This is a genomic window from Hydrocarboniphaga effusa AP103, assembly GCF_000271305.1.
Classification (GTDB): Bacteria; Pseudomonadota; Gammaproteobacteria; order Nevskiales; family Nevskiaceae; genus Hydrocarboniphaga; species Hydrocarboniphaga effusa.
Map to the genome: position 1 here is coordinate 236,041 of NZ_AKGD01000004.1, position 16,677 is coordinate 252,717.

14 protein-coding genes are annotated in these 16,677 nt (G+C 67.1%); all 14 read right to left on the minus strand.

The window, feature by feature from the left end:
* Nucleotides 1-53 precede the first annotated feature (53 nt).
* The 14 genes from WQQ_RS20470 to WQQ_RS20535 all read right to left on the minus strand — a co-directional run bounded on the left by WQQ_RS20470 (nucleotide 54) and on the right by WQQ_RS20535 (nucleotide 16,674).
* The gene (locus WQQ_RS20470) at nucleotides 54-524 is read right to left on the minus strand and encodes an SRPBCC domain-containing protein (protein WP_007187167.1); all 471 of its coding nucleotides are present in this window, start codon (nucleotides 522-524) and stop codon (nucleotides 54-56) included.
* A gap of 5 nt (nucleotides 525-529) precedes the next feature.
* A complete protein-coding gene (locus WQQ_RS20475) occupies nucleotides 530-2,026 on the minus strand; it encodes a class I adenylate-forming enzyme family protein (RefSeq protein WP_007187168.1) in 1,497 nt (498 codons plus the stop codon).
* Nucleotides 2,027-2,048: 22 nt separating this feature from the next.
* A complete protein-coding gene (locus WQQ_RS20480; RefSeq protein WP_007187169.1) occupies nucleotides 2,049-2,357 on the minus strand; it encodes a hypothetical protein in 309 nt (102 codons plus the stop codon).
* Nucleotides 2,358-2,431: 74 nt separating this feature from the next.
* A complete protein-coding gene (locus tag WQQ_RS20485; protein WP_007187170.1) occupies nucleotides 2,432-3,427 on the minus strand; it encodes an alpha/beta fold hydrolase in 996 nt (331 codons plus the stop codon).
* Between the two features lie 7 nt (nucleotides 3,428-3,434).
* Nucleotides 3,435-4,601: a thiolase C-terminal domain-containing protein gene (locus tag WQQ_RS20490; RefSeq protein ID WP_007187171.1), complete on the minus strand. Its 1,167-nt coding sequence runs from the start codon at nucleotides 4,599-4,601 to the stop codon at nucleotides 3,435-3,437.
* The gene (locus WQQ_RS20495; protein WP_007187172.1) at nucleotides 4,598-5,044 is read right to left on the minus strand and encodes a Zn-ribbon domain-containing OB-fold protein; all 447 of its coding nucleotides are present in this window, start codon (nucleotides 5,042-5,044) and stop codon (nucleotides 4,598-4,600) included. The genes WQQ_RS20490 and WQQ_RS20495 overlap by 4 nt, the downstream gene beginning before the upstream one ends.
* Nucleotides 5,041-7,500 carry a CaiB/BaiF CoA transferase family protein gene (locus tag WQQ_RS20500; RefSeq protein ID WP_007187174.1) on the minus strand — a complete coding sequence of 820 codons (2,460 nt, stop codon included), beginning with the start codon at nucleotides 7,498-7,500 and terminating at the stop codon, nucleotides 5,041-5,043. Before WQQ_RS20500 ends, WQQ_RS20495 begins: the two co-directional genes overlap by 4 nt.
* A 439-nt stretch (nucleotides 7,501-7,939) precedes the next feature.
* A complete protein-coding gene (locus WQQ_RS20505; RefSeq protein WP_007187175.1) occupies nucleotides 7,940-10,348 on the minus strand; it encodes an efflux RND transporter permease subunit in 2,409 nt (802 codons plus the stop codon).
* Nucleotides 10,345-11,457 (minus strand): WD40/YVTN/BNR-like repeat-containing protein, encoded by a 1,113-nt coding sequence (locus WQQ_RS20510; RefSeq protein ID WP_007187176.1) that lies wholly within the window; start codon nucleotides 11,455-11,457, stop codon nucleotides 10,345-10,347. Before WQQ_RS20510 ends, WQQ_RS20505 begins: the two co-directional genes overlap by 4 nt.
* 107 nt (nucleotides 11,458-11,564) lie before the next feature.
* Nucleotides 11,565-12,770, minus strand: a complete 1,206-nt coding sequence (locus WQQ_RS20515) for an acetyl-CoA C-acyltransferase (protein WP_007187177.1) — start codon at nucleotides 12,768-12,770, stop codon at nucleotides 11,565-11,567.
* 28 nt (nucleotides 12,771-12,798) lie between these two features.
* Entirely contained in the window at nucleotides 12,799-13,254 is a 456-nt protein-coding gene (locus WQQ_RS20520) for a MaoC family dehydratase (protein ID WP_007187178.1), read from the minus strand.
* A 7-nt stretch (nucleotides 13,255-13,261) separates the two neighbouring features.
* On the minus strand, nucleotides 13,262-14,068 hold the full coding sequence (locus WQQ_RS20525) for an SDR family oxidoreductase (protein WP_007187179.1): 807 nt from the start codon (nucleotides 14,066-14,068) through the stop codon (nucleotides 13,262-13,264).
* 270 nt (nucleotides 14,069-14,338) lie between these two features.
* Nucleotides 14,339-15,508: an acyl-CoA dehydrogenase family protein gene (locus WQQ_RS20530; RefSeq protein WP_007187180.1), complete on the minus strand. Its 1,170-nt coding sequence runs from the start codon at nucleotides 15,506-15,508 to the stop codon at nucleotides 14,339-14,341.
* Complete coding sequence (locus WQQ_RS20535) at nucleotides 15,505-16,674, minus strand: acyl-CoA dehydrogenase family protein (RefSeq protein WP_007187181.1); 1,170 nt, start codon at nucleotides 16,672-16,674, stop codon at nucleotides 15,505-15,507. The genes WQQ_RS20530 and WQQ_RS20535 overlap by 4 nt, the downstream gene beginning before the upstream one ends.
* Between the last annotated feature and the right edge of the window lie 3 nt (nucleotides 16,675-16,677).

Here is a 16,677-nt window from a genome sequence, read left to right on the forward strand (position 1 = left end):
CGTGTCCTGGTGAGCTTCGCAAACGGCATCGTTGCTGTCCTACTCAGCTTGGACTAGCCGGCGGCCGTCAGACCTTTGCGGCGCTCGTTCCAGAGAAACTCCGCGCGCTGGCGAACCCCTTCGTTCATCACCGCGAAGCCCGCCTGCAGGCGCCTGCCGAGCACACTACGCACGAGCGGCATGAGCCAGCCCTGAAGGCGGAAGCAGGATTCGTAGACGCAGCGCTCGGCATCGAGCGCCTCGATGGAATGCGAACGCCGGCTCGACAGGGAGCCGGCCGGGACCGGCTTCATGCTGTACGCAAAGCCGCGGCCGGAGTCGAACTCGGTCACGAACTCCCGCTGCCACTGCGGCCTCGCGAACAGCTGCACGCGCAGGTCGATGGCGTCGCCCGGCTTGAGCGTGGAGCGCGCCTCGATGCAGAAGCGGTTCCATTCGGGATAGCGCGGCAGATCGCTGATGACTTCCCACACCACCGATGCCGGAGCGGCGATTTCGAGTTTGCGATCGATCAGCAGGGCCATGGCGATTACGCCTCCACCGCTTGGGCGAACTGCTCGCGCACGAGCCTGCGCAGCACCTTGCCGAGCTCGTTGTAAGGCAGCTGGTCGCGAAACGCGATCGCCTGCGGAACCCGCGAGGACCGCAGCTTGGACCGCACCAGCGCCTGCAACACCTCGGGCTCGACATGCGCGCCGGGATTCAGCACCACGGCGGCGGCCACCGCCTCGCCCCATTGCTCGTCGGGCATGGCGACCACCGCGGCGTCGGCGACGGCCGGATGCGAGAGCAGCACGTCTTCGATTTCGCCGGGCGAAATGTTCTCGCCTCCGCGAACGATCACGTCGTCCGCGCGGCCGTCCAGATACAGATAACCCTCCGCATCGAGATAGCCTCGATCGCGTGTCGGGAACCAGCCGCCGTCGTCGAGCTGGCTGCCTTGCTGCTGGTATTCGCCCGAGACTTGCGGGCCTCGCACGAACACGAACCCGGCCTGCCCGGCGCCGAGCACCGCGCCCTGTTCGTCGCGGACTTCGATTTCGACGGCGGCGGTCGGCCGGCCGACCGAGGACAGCCGCCGGCGCAGCGCCGGATCGCGGGCGGACATCGCGGCCCGATGATCGTCGGGTCCGAGCACGCTGATCGTCGAGCTGGTTTCGGTGAGCCCGTAGGCGTTGGTGAAATCGACTTGCGGCAGCAGCCGCATGGCGCGTTCGATCGTCGACTGCGGCATCTTGCCGCCGCCGTAGGCGAGCGCGCGCAGGCTCGTCAGCGAAACCGGCTTGGCTTCCAGCTGCTCGACGATGCGAACCAGCATGGTCGGCACGACGAAGGCGTTGCTGACGTTCTCGCGAACCACCGCGTCGATCCAGGCGGCGGGCTCGAAGCTTTCGAGCTGCACCATGCGGCGGCAGGCATACGTCGAGCTCAGCACCGCCGAGATGCCGGCGATGTGATACGGCGGCACCGTCACGAGAATCGCATCGCCCTCGTCCGCGCTCGCGAACTCGACGGTGCCGACGATATAGCCCATCAGGTTCTCGTGCCGCAGGATCGCGGCCTTGGGCTGGCCGGTGGTTCCGCTCGTGAACAGCTGCACGGCCACGGCCCGCGGATCGTCGCCGGGCTCGATCGCATCGGCGCGCGGCAGGCCAAGAAAATCCTCGCGATCGACCACGCGCACGCCGTCGATCGCATCGACCAGCGCCGCATGCTCGGCACCCGCGACGATCACGGCCGGCGCGATGCGCTGCACCAGCGCGTTGATCTCGGCGCGCGTGAGCCGATAGTTGAGCGGAACGTACGGAATGCCCGCGTAGGCCGCGCCGAACAGCGCCACGGCCGCGGCCGGGCTGTTGACGTCGAGCAAGGCCACGCGCGAGGCGCCGCTATCGCGCAGGCAGGCCGCCGCCGCGTGCGCCTTGTTCCTGAGCTCTTCGAAGCTCAGGCGGTGCCGGCCAGAGACGATGGCGATGCGTTCGCCGAAGGCTTCGGCGGACATGTCGAGCAAGGTGGCGATGTTCATGCGGTGCGCTCGATTGCGGTTTTCAATCCGACGACGGCAGCTGCTTGGCCTGCTTGATGTCGAGCGCCTCGCCACCGAGCCACAGCGCGCCCTTGCCGCCCTTGGTGCACAGCAGTTCCAGCGATTCGTCGGCGTTGACGTAGCGCTTGCCGATCAGCGTCTCGCCGTCGGCGGGCGCTGCGGATGCTTCCGCGGCGGCCGCGTTCGCGGCGAGCATTTCCGCTCCGCCGCACAGCAGCGTGTGTTCGCCGGCCGGCGCCTTCACGACCATCACCTGCACGTCGCTGACCGCGCTTTTGTAGCGACTGCCGGCCTTGAGCATCGTCCCCATCGTGTTCTCCGAATGTCGAAATCAGTTATTTGAAGTGAGTTGAAGTCATTGGGAATGGCGTGAACCAAGGTCGATCAGGCGTGCGCCGCATCCGCGGCCCAGCGGCCGAGGCGTTCGAACAGCTGCGCTCGCGAGGCGAACAGAAAATGACTGTGGCCCGCCTGCTCGAGGATCTGCAAAGTGACATCGTGGCTGCGCGTGAACGCCGCCGGGATCGCATGCGCGCCTCCGGTCAGATCGAGCTCGCCGACGCCGATGAACGTCGGCACGCCGATGCTCGCGCAGGCCTGGGCGATGTTGCCGGGCATCATCGCGAGCATCGCTGGCACCGGCAGCATCGGCGCGAGCGCGCTCTTGAGCGCGGCCATTCCGCGCGGCTCGGCCTTGGCTCCGGCGAACAGGTCGCTCGGCGCTTCGCCGCGTTTCATCGCACTCGGCGCCGCGCCGAACTGCGAGCGCGCGAGCCGTACGAGCTCGTCTTCCGACAGCGAGGCCGGCGTCGCCGAACGCGCCTGCGGAACCAGGTATTGCGGCAGCCCCGCGGTCGAAAAGCCGAGCGCGGCGATCGCCGCATGCGTGCCGAAGCGCGCCTGCTGCAGGCAGGTGAGCAAAGCGCCCATCGAATGACCGACGCCGATGCTGCGCAGATCCGGCAAGGCCGGTCGATCCGCGAGCAGGCCTCCATCGCGCAAGCCGGCCAGCACCGCCGCAACCACGCGCTCGTTGGCACGGACCAGTAGCTCGGGCGTCAGCGCGTAGAGGTCGTCCGGCCGGTCGCTCTCGCCGACACCGAGCGTGTCGATGAGCATGACCAGATACCCGCGTGCACTCATCTGCGCCGCGAAGCTGAAATCCTCGCCGCCATCGGCGGGCATCAGGTCGAAGAAGCGACGGTTCATGCCGCCGCCCGGAACGCAGACGAACACGCTCGTGGGCTCGCGCAGGCGCTCGGGCCAGACCAGCTCGAGCGCGATCGTCATCGGGCGCCCGTCGAGCTCGACGCCGCTGTCGAGCCTCAGCGTGCGCCGTCTGGCGGACGGTGTCGTGCAAGCCTGCGCCGCTGGCGACATCGAATGCTCAGCCGCGACCGAGGATCGCGCCGGCCATGCCCGAGGACACCAGCACGTGCTCGACCTTGGCGACCTGGTTCACTGCGCTTCCGCGCACCTGGCGCACCATCTCGGCGATGCTGTTCATGCCGTGGATGTAGGCCTCGCCGATGAGTCCGCCGTTGGTGTTCACGGGCAGGCGGCCATCGAGTTCGAGATTGCCGTCGGCGACGAAATCGCGCGCTTCGCCCCGCTTGCAGAAGCCGAAAGCCTCCAGCTGCTTGAACACCTGCGGCGTGAAGGCGTCGTAGAGCATCGCCGCCTGGATGTCGTCGGGCTTGAAGCCGGTCTGGGCGTAAAGCCGCTGGGCGGTGCCTTCGGCCTCGGGCATCAGCGCGAGATCGGCATCGTGGTAGTAGTTCGAGATGACTTCGACGTTGTACGGAATCGACTGGCAGGCGCCGATGATCTTCACGGCCGGCTGGCGCAGATCGCGCGCACGCTCGAGCGAGGTGACGAGGATCGCCTGGCCGCCGTCGGATTCCTGGCAGCAGTCGAAAAGCCTCAGCACGGGCTCGACGATCCAGCGCGCGTTCTGGTGATCGTCCAGCGTGATCGGCTTGTCGTAGAACCAGGCCTTGGGGTTGCGCGCCGCGTACTGGCGCTGCACCACCGACACGCGGCCGAAGTCTTCGTTCTTGATGCCGTAGCGCTGCATGTAGCGCTGGGCCGCGAGCGATTCCCAGGTTCCCGGCGTCATCGCGCCGAACGGCACGCACCACAGCAGCGAGCCGGTGCCGTTGCCTGCGCTGTAGCTGCCGCCGCTCTGGTTCTGGCCGAAGCGATACTGGCTGCGCTCGTTCATCGCGCGCCAGATCAGCACGTTCTTGCAGAGCCCCGCGTTGACGAGCGCCATCGCCTGGTAAATCGTGGCGACCGCAGCCGCGCCGCCGCCCGGAATGCGCGCCGTGTAAGCGAGATCGCGCACACCGAGACAGCGCGCGAGCGTGACTTCGTCGCTGTTGTCGAGCGTGAACGTGAGCATGCCGTCGATGTCGCGCGGATCGACGCCCGCATCGTCGCAAGCGGCCTTGGCGCATTCGGCGGCGAGCTGCAGCTCGCTGCGGCCCGATTCCTTCGAAAATTCGGTGGCACCGATGCCGGCGATCGCGGCCTCAACGAAACCGCGGCTCATCGTTTTTCCTCCCTCGGACGAAACACCGGCACTTTGTGATTGCCTACGGTTTCGACGAATGCGACCTGCACCGGCAAGCCGGCGGTGATGTCTTCGAACGCGATGCCTTCGACGTTCGAGACGAAGCGGATGCCCTCTTCGAGTTCGATCACGGCGACCGTCGGCGGCTCGCGAAACCCATAGGCCGGCGGATGCAGCGGCCGTATCCAGGTGTAGACGGTGCCGCGACCGGACAGCGGCACCTCGCGGCGCTCCAGGCTGTGGCAATGCGGGCACATCGGCCGCGGCGGAAAGCGGAAGCGCTCGCAGCTTCCGCATTGCTGGCCGAGGAACTGCTCCTGATCGGCCGCGTCCCAGAAGAACTTCGCATCGGGCGTGACGATCGGCGCGAGCCGGATGGGCTTGTTCGGCTTGGCTTCGGTTTCGCTTGCGGCGGTGCTCATGCGGCCTTCCTCGGCGGCATGCGCGGCATGCCCGCGAAGCCGATGGCGAATTGTTCTTCGAGCAGCTTGATCTGCGCCTCGTCGTAACCGAGCTCGGCGAGAATCTGCTGCGTGTGCTCACCGACGATCATCGGCCGGCCCTGGATCACGCCGGGCGTGTCGGACAGATCGACGAGCAGGCCGATCTGGTCGAGCTTGCCGACGTGCGGATGCGCATACGAAGTCACCCAGCGGCGCTTCTGGAACTCGGCGTTCTCGTGCAGCTTGAGCGAGAAATCTTCGGAGACGATCTCGGCCGGTACACCGGCCGCATCGAGCTTGGCGAACCACTGCTTCGCCTCGTCGGAAGCGAAGCGCCCGGCGAGCGCCGCTGCGAGTTCGGCGTCGTGCTCGGCGCGTGCTTCGGCCGTGGCGAAGCGTGCATCGCCCGCAAGGTCCGCGATCTTCAGCAAGGCGTCCCAGTGCGCGGGCTTGGCGGCGACCAGGCACAGCCAGCCCTTCCTGGTTTCGTACAGGCGATGCCCGGCCGAATAGCCGTACTGCTGGCCATCGATCTTGGGCCGGTCGAAGCCGCTGCCATCGGGCCTGGCGACCGCGTAAGAGGTATTGAGCAGGGCCGCGTTGATGATCGAGGTATCGACCATCTGCCCTTCGCCCGTGCGATCGCGATGGTAGAGCGCCTGGATCACGCCGACGGCCGACAGGAAGCCATTGCCGGTGTCGCCGAAGCTCGTGAGGCTCCAGAGCGGCTTGCCGCCATCGTGCATGCCGCCGTCTTCGTATTGGATGCCCGACAGGCAGGCGCCGGTCTGGTCGTTGCCCGGCAGGCCCGCGCGCTCGCCGGTCTCGAAGCCGCGCGTGTGGCAGTAGATCAGGTCGGGCTTGAGCTTCTTGAGCGACTCGTAATCGATCTTCAAGCGCTCGGCCGCGTCGTAGCGCATGTTGTGATGCACCACGTCGGCCTTGGCGAGCAGCTTGTGGAAGATCTCCATCGCACGCGGATCCTTGAGGTTCAGCGTGATGCTGCGCTTGCCGCGGTTCGCCATGTAGGCGATGTGCACGCGGTGCCAGAACATGTCGTAGAGCCCGTTGATCTTGATGACCGTGGCGCCGAGATCGCTGAGCAGCTGCGTACCGAACGGCCCGGCGATCGCAAGGCCGAGATCGAGCACGACGATGCCTTCGAGCGGCGCCTTGAGCTTGGGATTCTTTGCGTCTTTGGCCGTCGCGGCTTGGGCCTTCGCAGCCTCCGCCTTGACCTGCTCGGTGTGCTCGCCGACGCGCGGCGCATGCGATCCGGGCTTGGATGGATTCGCGCTCAGGCGATACGTCTGGCCGACCGTGCGCAGCTTGCCGAGCTCCGGATCGGTGGTTTCGACCACGCAGCCATCGGCCAGGAACAGCGGGTCGGCCAGCGAAGCTTCGGCCGAGCGCACGTTCTGCATCGTCATCTCGGCCTTGGCTGCGGCTTCGACCCAATCCTTGGCCGGAAACTTGGCGATCGCCTCGGCGAGGATCGGCTGGTAATGCGCCATCACCAGCAGTTCCTCGGGCCCGGTGCCGAAGCGATCCGGATCGTTCTGCACGGTCAGGTCGGGCGAGGCATCGAGCTGGTCGCCGGCCGAGGCGCTCATGATGAAGCGCGGGTTCGGCACCCAGTTGTGGATCCACTCGCCATCGGCCGCGCGGAACTGCCCCTTCGGCGCCTTGCTGCCGAGAATCCAGGAATCGAATCCGGGCGCATCGATGTTCTCGGCGCGCATCCAGACACCGGCCGCACCGGCCATGGCGCCCTGCAGCAGCGAGGTTTCGACGTGCTGTCCGCGACCGGTGTGCTCCCGCGCACGCAGCGCCGCGTTGATGCCGACGCTCGCGGAGAAGAACGCGCCGAGGCTCGGCCAGTGCGAAGACGGAAACAGCGGTCCCGGCCGCGCGGCGCCCTGCAGCCAGTCGTACGGGATATCGAGATCGGGAAACGGATCGTCGCGCCCGGCCAGATGATTCAAGGCGCCTTCGGGCCAGCCGCGCTGTTCCCAATGCAGGCCGGTGCGCGCCGCGACCAGCGCGTCGTAGGCCGGACGGTCTTCGTCCTGCGTGCCGCGCCCGTAACCGGTGATCGAGCAATAGACCAGGCGCGGATTGAGCTTTTCGAGCGTCGCGTAGTCGATGCCGAGCCGTTCGGTCACGCCCGGCGTGTAGCTCTCGACGAGCACGTCGGCGGCTTTGACGAGCGCGAGGAAGGCTTGCTTGTCGGCCTCGTTCTTGAGGTCGAGAACGGCACTGCGCTTGCCGCGCTGCCAGACCTTGTAGCCGAGCTGATCGCGAAACGGATCGCCGCCCGGAGGCTCGATCTTGGTGACGTCGGCGCCGTGATCGGCCATCAGCATCGCCACCATCGGGCCTGCGATGCCCCAGCTCAGATCGAGAACGCGTACGCCTTGCAGAACTCCAGCCATCGTTGCACCTGCCGTGGTTGGGTGTGTCGTCGGGGGCGGGAACGGGTCTCGCCGGTGTGGGGCAAAGTAGTCGGCGGGCGGTGCAAGTGCCTGCTGCAAATGGACGAGTCGGGGTGATTGCGAGTGGCGACTCTTGAGCGGCTTGTCCTCTCTCCCGCTTGCGGCTGTTTTTTGTCGGCGCTTCGCTTGGGGGTTCAGCTGAGCGCTGAGGGCTTTCGACCTCGCCGGTCGGGCCGTACTTTCTTTGCTTGTGCAAAGAAAGGAAGCATCGAGCGCACACCCTGGTGACGCACCCCGTTGGGGTGCCCTGCGCTGCTCACGTGCTCGGGGCAACGCTTCGACGCGATGCAACATTCTGCCGAGGGAGATGATCACAGCCCCTCTCTCCCTCGCTACCGCGAGGACTCTCTCCCGCAAGCGGGAGAGAGGACAAACAAGCTCACGGCGTATGACCAGGCGAAACCCGCCGAACCGAAACCTCCGCAGTCCGCGGCACCACGGCCACCCGTCCCTTCCCCCCATCCCTGAACAACCACGCCCCGAGCGCCGGAAGCAGGCAGATCGCCCCCAGCATGTTGTAGAGGAACATGAACGACAGCAGCAGCCCCATGTCGGATTGCAGCTTCAACGCCGACAAGGTCCAGGTACCCACCGCCACCGACATCGTGATCGCCGTGAACACCGCCGCGCTGCCGCGTTCCTGCATCGCCTCGGCAAACGACTCGCGGAAGCAAAGCCCCGCGTCCATGTGATGCCGCACGCGCTCGAACAGGTAGATGCCGTAATCGACGCCCACGCCGACGCCGAGCGCGATCACCGGCAGGGTCGCCACCTTCAGGCCGATGCCGAGCATCGCCATGAAAGCGTTGCAGAAGATCGACACGATGGTCAGCGGCACGATCACGCAAAGCGCGGCCTTCCACGAGCGGAAAGTCAGCAAGCACAACAAGGTCAGCGCGCCGAAGATCGCGAGCAGCATCTTCACTTCGGCTTCGGCGACGGCTTCGTTGGTCGCCGCCATCACGCCGACGTTGCCGCTGGCCAGGCGCATCGTCACGCCTTCGACCGGGTTGGCCTCGATGAACTTCTTCACCTCGGCCACCGCATGCGCGATCGTCGCGCCTTCGTGGTCGTTCATGAAGATCAAGGTCTGGATCGCGCGGCAGCCCTCGGTGTTGAGCCCGAGCGCGGGTTCGAAGGCGCGCGAGCCGGTCGACAGGCCGACTTCCGAGCGCGGCAAGGCGCGCCAGCGCAGATTGCCTTCGTTGAACGCGGAGATCACCAGCTTGCCGATGCCGGCGACGCTGGTCACCGATCGCACGCCCGGCACGCCGCGCATGTACAGGTCGAAGCGGTCGATGAGGCTGATGACCGGATAATGCAGGCAGGAATCGCCTTCGAAGTCCGGCGCTTCGACGATCACGCTGAGCACGTCGACGCCGATGTCGTAAGAACCGGCGATCGTGCGGCCGTCGATGTTGTAGCGCGAGTTTTCGCGCAGCTCGGGTGCTCCGCTGCCGGAATCGCCGACGACCAGGCCGCGCGACAGCACGCTGGTCCCGGCGACCAGCAGCAGGCAGACGCCCAGCACGTACAGCGCGCTGCGTTCTTCGGCGCATTTGCCGACCGCCAGCCAGATGCGATTCAGGCCGTTGGCGCCCGAGGTGCGCCAAGGCTGCTTCCAGCTCGATGATTCGAGGCGGACGTGCGTGAGGATGATCGGCAGGATCATCTTGTTGGTCACGATCATGAGCAGCACGCCGAGGCAGGCCGTGAGCCCGAGCTCGTGCACGATCGGAATGTCGATGAACATGATCACCGCGAAGCCGAGCGCGTTCGTGAGCAGTGCGACCGAACCCGGTACGAACAATTTGCGGAACGAGGCGCGCGAGGCTTCGATCGCCGAAGCGCCGCTGATGATCTCGTTGCGCCAGGCATTGGTCATCTGCACCGCATGGCTCACGCCGATCGAGAAGATCAGGAACGGCACGAGGATCGACAGCGGGTCGATGCCGAAGCCGATCAGCGGCAGCGCGCCGAGCAGCCAGAGCACCGGCAGCAAGGCCACCGTCAGCGCGGTGAACGTGAGCCGCGGCGAGCGCGTGTACCAGAACAGCAGCCCGGCGGTGATCACGAAGGCGAGCAGGAAGAATCCGATCACGCCGAACAGGCCATGGATCACGTCGGCGAGCAGCTGCGCGAAGCCGATGATGCTGACTTCGATGTCGGGATTGTTGAACTGCTTGCGCAGCGCCTCGAGCCGCTTCTGCACTTCCCAGTAGTCGACCTTGCTGCCGTCGTTCGGATCGTAGTCCTGCAGGTCGGCGCGGATCAGCGCGCTCTTGAGGTCGTTGGCGACGAGCAGGCCGAGCTGGCCGGAGTTCTCGACGTTGTGCCGCACCTGCGCGAGCTGTTCGGGTGTGCGTGCGAATTCGGCCGGCACCACGGGCGCTCCGCGAAAGCCGTCTTCGGTGATCTCGATGTAGTAGACATCGGGCGTGAAGATCGACGACACCTTGGTGCGGTTGATGCCCGGAATCGAGAACACCTCGTCGGTGGCCTGCTGCATCGATTCCATGAACTCGGGGTTGTAGATGTCGCCCTGGCCCTTCCAGCGCAGCGAGATCAGCATCGTGTTCGCGCCCGAGAAGTTCTGCAGGTAGCGCATCATCGTCTTCATGTACGGATGCTCGACCGGAATCAGCTTCAAAAAGCCCGGATCGAGCTTGAGCTGGGTCGCGCTCGCGGCGAAGCCGACGGTGAGCGCGACGAAGACGATCGACAGCAGATGACGGTGCGCGATCAGCAGATCGGAACAGCGGTTGACGAAGCTTTCGAGCAGTTTCACGGCTGGGCTCCAGGCTTCAGGTGCAGCACCACGCCGGCTTCTCCGCCGGTGATCCAGCGGCCGTCGTCGAGCGCGACGATGGCGGCGAGCGACTTGCGGCCGTCGGGGCTCACGCGTGCGAACGTGGCGCCGCCATCGCTGGACTTGAGCACCGTGTTCGCGTCGCCGACCAGCAGCACGCTGCCGTCCGCGGCGAGCGTGGCGGCGGAGATCGCGCCGCTCGTCGGCACCGCCAGCTTGCGCCAGCGCGTACCGCCGTCATCGCTGCGAAACACCTGGCCGCGCATGCCGTAGGCGAGCAAGGCATTGTCGTTCACGGCGAGCACGCCGAAGAAGGAGCCCGTATAGATCGCCGGCAAGGCCTTCCAGCTTTCGCCCTTGTCGGTCGAACGCATCAGCAGGCCGCGTTCGCCGACGAGCACGAGCGCGCCGTCGTCCGCGCGCGCGACACCGTAGACGTGGCGATCCTCGCCACTGCTGGCCGCGCCGCCGCCGCCCTCGTCTCCGAACGGGAACGCATCGGGGTCGGCCTGCGCGGCGGCGGGGCTTTCGGCCGCGGCTTCGCCGGCGCTCAGCGAAACACGTCGCCAGCTGTCGCCGCCGTCATCGGAAACCTGCAGCTCGCCGAAGCCGCCATAGGCGAACAGCCGGCCGTCATAGGGCCCGGCGGCGCCGAGCAGCACGCTGCCCTGCTCGGCGTCGAAGGCGGCTTCCTTCCAGCTCTGTCCGGCGTCGTCGCTGCGCAGGATCCAGCCGTCGTGACCCACCGCGATGGCGCTGCGCTCGCCGGTCGCCAGCACCTGCGTGAGCATGGAGCCACGCGGGTGATCGACACGCGCGCTGCGCCACGGTCCTTCGGCCTTGTCCGCGATCAGGATGTTGCCCTGCTCACCGACCGCGACCAGGCGGCCGCCGACCCGACCCAAGCCGCTGACGAGCAGCCCGTCCGGCTTGACCGTCGACGCCGCCATCGGCGGCATCGGCCGATGCGAGAACGAATACAGCGCCGCAAACAGCACCACCAGCGCGAAGCCGATCGCCGGCCATCCCACGCTTGCGCTGGTCTTCACCTCGTACTGCTCGATCGCTGCGGTCATCGCTCGTGCCATCTCGTCTTCCTCCAGCCTTGCCGCTGCGGTACTTGCCGCCTCGGTCCCTGATTTCGCCGATCCCGCCGCATCGCCAGCGCGCTGCGGCTTCGGCTTGTGCATCGTGCTCAGCGCGGAATCTCGAACAGGCCGGCCGCGCCCATGCCGCCGCCCACGCACATCGTCACGACCACGTAGCGCAGGCCCCGACGCCGGCCTTCGATCAGCGCGTGCCCGACCATGCGAGCTCCACTCATGCCGAAAGGATGGCCGATCGCGATCGCGCCGCCGTCGACGTTGAGGCGGTCATTCGGAATGCCGAGCTGGTCGCGGCAGTACAGCACCTGCGCGGCGAAGGCTTCGTTGAGTTCCCACAGCCCGATGTCGCCGACACCGAGCCCATGACGCTCGAGCAGGCGCGGAACCGCGAGCACCGGGCCGATGCCCATCTCGTCGGGCTTGCAGCCTGCCACCGCGCTGCCACGATAAATCCCGAGCACTTGCAGTCCGCGACGCCGTGCTTCTTCGGCACTCATGAGCATCACCGCAGCGGCCCCATCGGACAGCTGCGAGGCATTGCCCGCGGTGACGTGCTGGCCCTGCTTGACCCACTGCCCGTCCTTCCACACCGGCTTGAGCGCGGCGAGGCTGTCGAGCGTGGTATCCGCACGCGCACCTTCGTCGCGGGCGAGCGTGACGGTCTGCTTGTCGGTCGGCTGACCTTGCTTGTCGAACAGCTGCTTGACCACGCTGATCGGCACGATCTCGTCGTCGAAGCGGCCTGCGGCCTGTGCGGCGGCCGTGCGCTGCTGGCTCTGGAACGCGTATTCGTCCTGCGCCGCGCGCGTCACGCCATAGCGCTCGGCGACGAGTTCGGCGGTTTCGATCATCGGAATGTAAGCGGTCGGCTCGGCCGCGATCGCGGCTTCGGAGACCGAGCGGTACTTGTTCTTGTGCGCGTTCTGCGTGAGCGAAATCGACTCGACGCCGCCCGCGATGACGATGCGCTGCTCGCCGGCCATGATGGTCTTGGCCGCGCTCGCGATGGTCATGAGCCCGGACGAGCACTGGCGGTCGAACGTCATGCCCGGCACGCTGTCCGGCAGCCCGCCCGTGTACGCGCAAAGCCGGCCGAGGTTGTAGCCCTGCGTGCCCTGCTGCGCGGCGCAGCCGATCAGCAGATCATCGATTTCATCGGGCGCCACGCCCGAGCGCTGCACGAGCGCGCGGACCACGTGCCCGCCGAGCACGGGCGCTTCGGTGTCGTTGAACGCGCCGCGATACGCTTTGCCGATGGCGGTGCGGGCGACGGAAACGATGACGGCTTCGGTCACGTGTGAACCTCGTTGGAAGTGGCGTTGGTCAGAAGTAGTAGCGCGACAGCAGGTCGACGACGCAAGCGGGCCGCGCTTCGTTTTCGATCTCGATCGTCAGCCGCGTGGTGGTCTGCAGGCCGCCGTCACGCGTGGCTTCGGCGGCGACGAGTTCGCCGGCCGCGCGGATGCGCGCGCCGCATTTCACCGCGTTGGGAAAGCGCAGCCGGTCGCTGCCGACGTTGACGCCCATCTTCATGCGCACGTCGATGAGCTGGGGAAGAAAGAACGCGCACAGCGATACGGTCAGAAAGCCGTGCGCAATGGTGCTGCCGAAGGAGCTTTGTGCTGCGCGCACCGGATCGACATGGATCCACTGATGATCGCCGGTGGCATCGGCGAAGGTATCGATGCGCTGCTGATCGATGGTCAGCCAGGGCGTGACGCCGAGCGATTGCCCGACGGCGGCCAGCAAGGATTCGGCGGAGTCGAAGACGATGGGCATGCGAATCTCAGGCGCGCTGGCTCGAGGCCGAAATGGTTTCGCCGACCAGGTAGGAGGCGTAGTCCGAGGCCAGAAACACGATCACGTTGGCGATCTCCCAGACCTCGGCCGCACGGCCGAAGGCTTCGCGGCTCGCGAGCTCGCTGAGCAGCGCGGCCGGCGCGGTCTTCTTGAGGTGTTCGTGAAACGCGATCGACGGCGACACCGCGTTGATGCGAATGCCGAACTCGGCCGCCTCGAGCGCCGCGCAGCGCGTCAGCGCCATCACGCCGGCCTTTGCCGCCGCGTAATGCGCCTGCTCCTTCTGCGCGCGCCAGCCGAGCACCGAAGCGTTGTTGACGATGGCGCCCTTGCCACGCGGCTGCATGCGCTTGAGCATCGCGCGCGTCATCCGGAACGTGCCCGTGAGCGTCACGTCGAGCACGCGGTTCCACTCGTCGTCGCTCATGTCGACGACACGGCGACTGCCGCCGAGGCCGGCATTGTTGACGAGCACGTCGATGCCGCCGGTGATGCGTTCGGCGAAGTCGACGAGCTCCTGCACCTGCGGCTCCTGCGTGACGTCCGCGAGCAGGCCTTCGACGCTGCGATCCGGGAACTCGCCACGCAGCGCGTTGAGCGCCTCGCCGAGGCGCCGCTCGTGGACATCGGCGATCACGACGGCGCGCGCGCCCTCTTCGAGCGTGCGCTTGGCGGTGGCGAAACCGATGCCGCCTCCGGCGGCCGCGGTGACCAGAACGCTGCGGCCTGCGAGCAGTCCGTGCGGCGCGACGTATTCGGGTACGGGCACGGGAATGGTGGGAGTGGCGGTCATGAACGATCCAATGGGCTGATCGCAGTGTGGCCGCTAGCGGGCGCTCGAAAATCAGCCGGAAGGGTGAGATTCGGTGAACGGAACGCTGCGCTTTGCCGTTTCTTCTTTGGCTTCCATTCGAAGGCCTAGAAGCCCCTCTCTCCCCGCCGAGGGCGCCTTCGGATCGAGCGATTTTTACAGCCGGTGTTCCCTCACTCCCCTCGCTAACGCGAGGGACTCTCTCCCGCACGCGGGAGAGAGGAAAAGCAGCCAGCTCTGAACCGCGATCCCCTACGCCACCGGCCGCGGTTCCCTCGGCATTCCGAGCCCGCGCTCCGCGATCAAGTTGAGCTGGATCTCGTTGGTGCCGCCGTAGATCGTGTCGGCGCGCGAGAAGAAGAACAGCTGCTGCAGCGGACGGATCAGCGGATCGTCGCTCGGGGTGTCGGCGGCCTCGCCGAGTACGTCCATGGCGAGCTTGCCGAGATCGCGATGCCAGTTGCTCCAGTAATACTTGTAGATCAGCGCCTCGCGGCCAAGGCTCGTCGCTTCGCCGGCCAGCGTGCGCAGCGCGTTGTAGCGCAAGGTGCGCAGGCCGATCGCGGCCTGGGCGATGCGATCGCGGATCGCCGGATCGCGGTCGCGCCCCTGCGCCTTGGCCGCGGCCACCACACAGTCGAACTCGTGCGCGAAGCGCATCTGCTGCCCGAGCGTGGAAACGCCGCGCTCGGCTTCGAGCAGCGACATCGCCACCTTCCAGCCTTCGCCGGCCGCGCCGACGAGCGACTGCGCATCGGCGACGGCGCCGTCGAAGAACACTTCGTTGAACTCCGAGCCTCCGCCGAGCTGGCGGATCGGCCTGATCTCGATGCCCGGCTGCGCGAGCGGCAGCAGCAAAAAGCTCAGCCCCTTGCCGCCGCGGCTACCGGGCTCGCTGCGTGCGACGACGAAGATCCATTCGGATTCGTGCGCGAGCGACGTCCAGATCTTCTGCCCGGTGACGCGCCAGCTGCCGTCTCCCTGGCGCTCGGCGCGCGTCTGCACGTTGGCGAGGTCGGAACCTGCGTTGGGCTCCGAATAACCCTGCGCCCAGTACACGCGGCCCGCAACGATGTCGGGCAGGAAGCGCGCCTTCTGCTCGGGCGTGCCGTAGCGGATCAGTGTCGGGCCGATCAGGCCTTCGCCGATGTGGCCCATGCGACCCGGGCCGCCGGCGCGTGCGTATTCTTCGTGGAAAATCACCTGCTGTTCGATCGACAGCCCGCGACATCCGTACTCGACCGGCCAGCCGACACAGGTCCAGCCGCCGGCCGCGAGTTCGCGTTCCCATTGCTTGCGCAGCTCGGGTTCGAACTCTTCGTCGCCCGGACCGCCGCGATGCTGCAGGCAGGCAAAGCGCCCGATCAGATGCTCACGCATCCAGGCCGCGACTTCGGCCCTGAAGACGTCGTTGGCGCTCATGCGAACACCCGCTCGGCGATGCGTTCGCGCAAGGCGCTGGCGGTGCCCATCCAGTGCGCGCCGGCCTGGGCGCGTTTGAGATGCAGCTGGGGATCGTATTCCCAGGTGAAGCCGACGCCGCCGTGCAGCTGGATCGCTTCCTGGGCGCAGCTGAAATAAGTGTCCTTGGCCAATGCAAGCGCGATTGCGCATTCATCAGCGACGGCTCGCTGTTCCCCTCTCCCGCCTGCGGGAGAGGGTGGCGCGATAGCGCCGGGTGAGGGAGCGCCAGTTGAAAGAGCGCCCTCGGTCTCCGCAAACAAGGCCGCCGCCCCATACACCATCGACCGCAAGGCCTCGACATCCACCATCATCCGCGCGCAGCGATGCTTCACCGCCTGAAACGATGCGATCGCGCGCCCGAACTGCTTGCGCTCCGCGACGTAGGCAACGGTCATGTCGAGACAGGCCTGTGCTCCACCGAGCTGTTCGGCGGCCAGGCAAAGCCGCGACAGCACAGCGGCTTTCGCAGAATGGGCTTGCAATGCATCGATCCGCACCGCCGGCGTCGCTTCGAGCGCCAGCGCAGCGAATCGCCGCGTGCGATCCCAACCGGCGATCGGCTCGCATCGCGCGTCTTCCGCACGCACCGCGAACCAGCCGAGGCCGTCCTCGCAACGAGCCGGCAGCAACAGCAGCTCGGCACTGGCGCCGTCGACGATGCGCTCGACACGCCCGCCGAGCTGCCAGCGACCATCGACGCAGTGCGCGTGCAAGGCGCCGCGGTGGTGATCGCCCGCCCCATCCGGCATCGGCGCAGTCAGGCGCAAACGCCCTTCGGCGATCATCGGCAAGTAGCGATCGCGCGCGGCTTCATCGGCCTGATGCAGCAGCACCGGCAAGGCCAGCGCTACCGTGGAGAAGTACGGCGCGCAGAACAGCGACCGCCCCATCGGCTCGAACAACTGCACGAGCTCGACCGCTCCGAGTCCGAGCCCGCCGCAGGCTTCCGGAACCGCCATCGCGCACCAGCCGAGTTCGGCGGCGATGTGTTCCCAGGCCGCCGCATCGAATCCTGGGTCTGCTTCCATCGCGGCCCGGGTCCGCGACGAGCTGGCCAGCTCCGCGAGCACCGCATCCGCGGACTCGCGGATCATGCGCTGCTCGTCGCTCAGTGCGAGGTTCATGCG

What these genes read in the sequence shown, in the direction of transcription:
- WQQ_RS20470 (WP_007187167.1), bottom strand. Translation starts at nt 524, where the DNA reads ATGGCCCTGCTGATCGATCGCAAACTCGAAATCGCCGCTCCGGCATCG.
- WQQ_RS20475 (WP_007187168.1), bottom strand. Translation starts at nt 2,026, where the DNA reads ATGAACATCGCCACCTTGCTCGACATGTCCGCCGAAGCCTTCGGCGAA.
- WQQ_RS20480 (WP_007187169.1), bottom strand. Translation starts at nt 2,357, where the DNA reads ATGGGGACGATGCTCAAGGCCGGCAGTCGCTACAAAAGCGCGGTCAGC.
- WQQ_RS20485 (WP_007187170.1), bottom strand. Translation starts at nt 3,427, where the DNA reads ATGTCGCCAGCGGCGCAGGCTTGCACGACACCGTCCGCCAGACGGCGC.
- WQQ_RS20490 (WP_007187171.1), bottom strand. Translation starts at nt 4,601, where the DNA reads ATGAGCCGCGGTTTCGTTGAGGCCGCGATCGCCGGCATCGGTGCCACC.
- WQQ_RS20495 (WP_007187172.1), bottom strand. Translation starts at nt 5,044, where the DNA reads ATGAGCACCGCCGCAAGCGAAACCGAAGCCAAGCCGAACAAGCCCATC.
- WQQ_RS20500 (WP_007187174.1), bottom strand. Translation starts at nt 7,500, where the DNA reads ATGGCTGGAGTTCTGCAAGGCGTACGCGTTCTCGATCTGAGCTGGGGC.
- WQQ_RS20510 (WP_007187176.1), bottom strand. Translation starts at nt 11,457, where the DNA reads ATGGCACGAGCGATGACCGCAGCGATCGAGCAGTACGAGGTGAAGACC.
- WQQ_RS20520 (WP_007187178.1), bottom strand. Translation starts at nt 13,254, where the DNA reads ATGCCCATCGTCTTCGACTCCGCCGAATCCTTGCTGGCCGCCGTCGGG.
- WQQ_RS20525 (WP_007187179.1), bottom strand. Translation starts at nt 14,068, where the DNA reads ATGACCGCCACTCCCACCATTCCCGTGCCCGTACCCGAATACGTCGCG.
- WQQ_RS20530 (WP_007187180.1), bottom strand. Translation starts at nt 15,508, where the DNA reads ATGAGCGCCAACGACGTCTTCAGGGCCGAAGTCGCGGCCTGGATGCGT.
- WQQ_RS20535 (WP_007187181.1), bottom strand. Translation starts at nt 16,674, where the DNA reads ATGAACCTCGCACTGAGCGACGAGCAGCGCATGATCCGCGAGTCCGCG.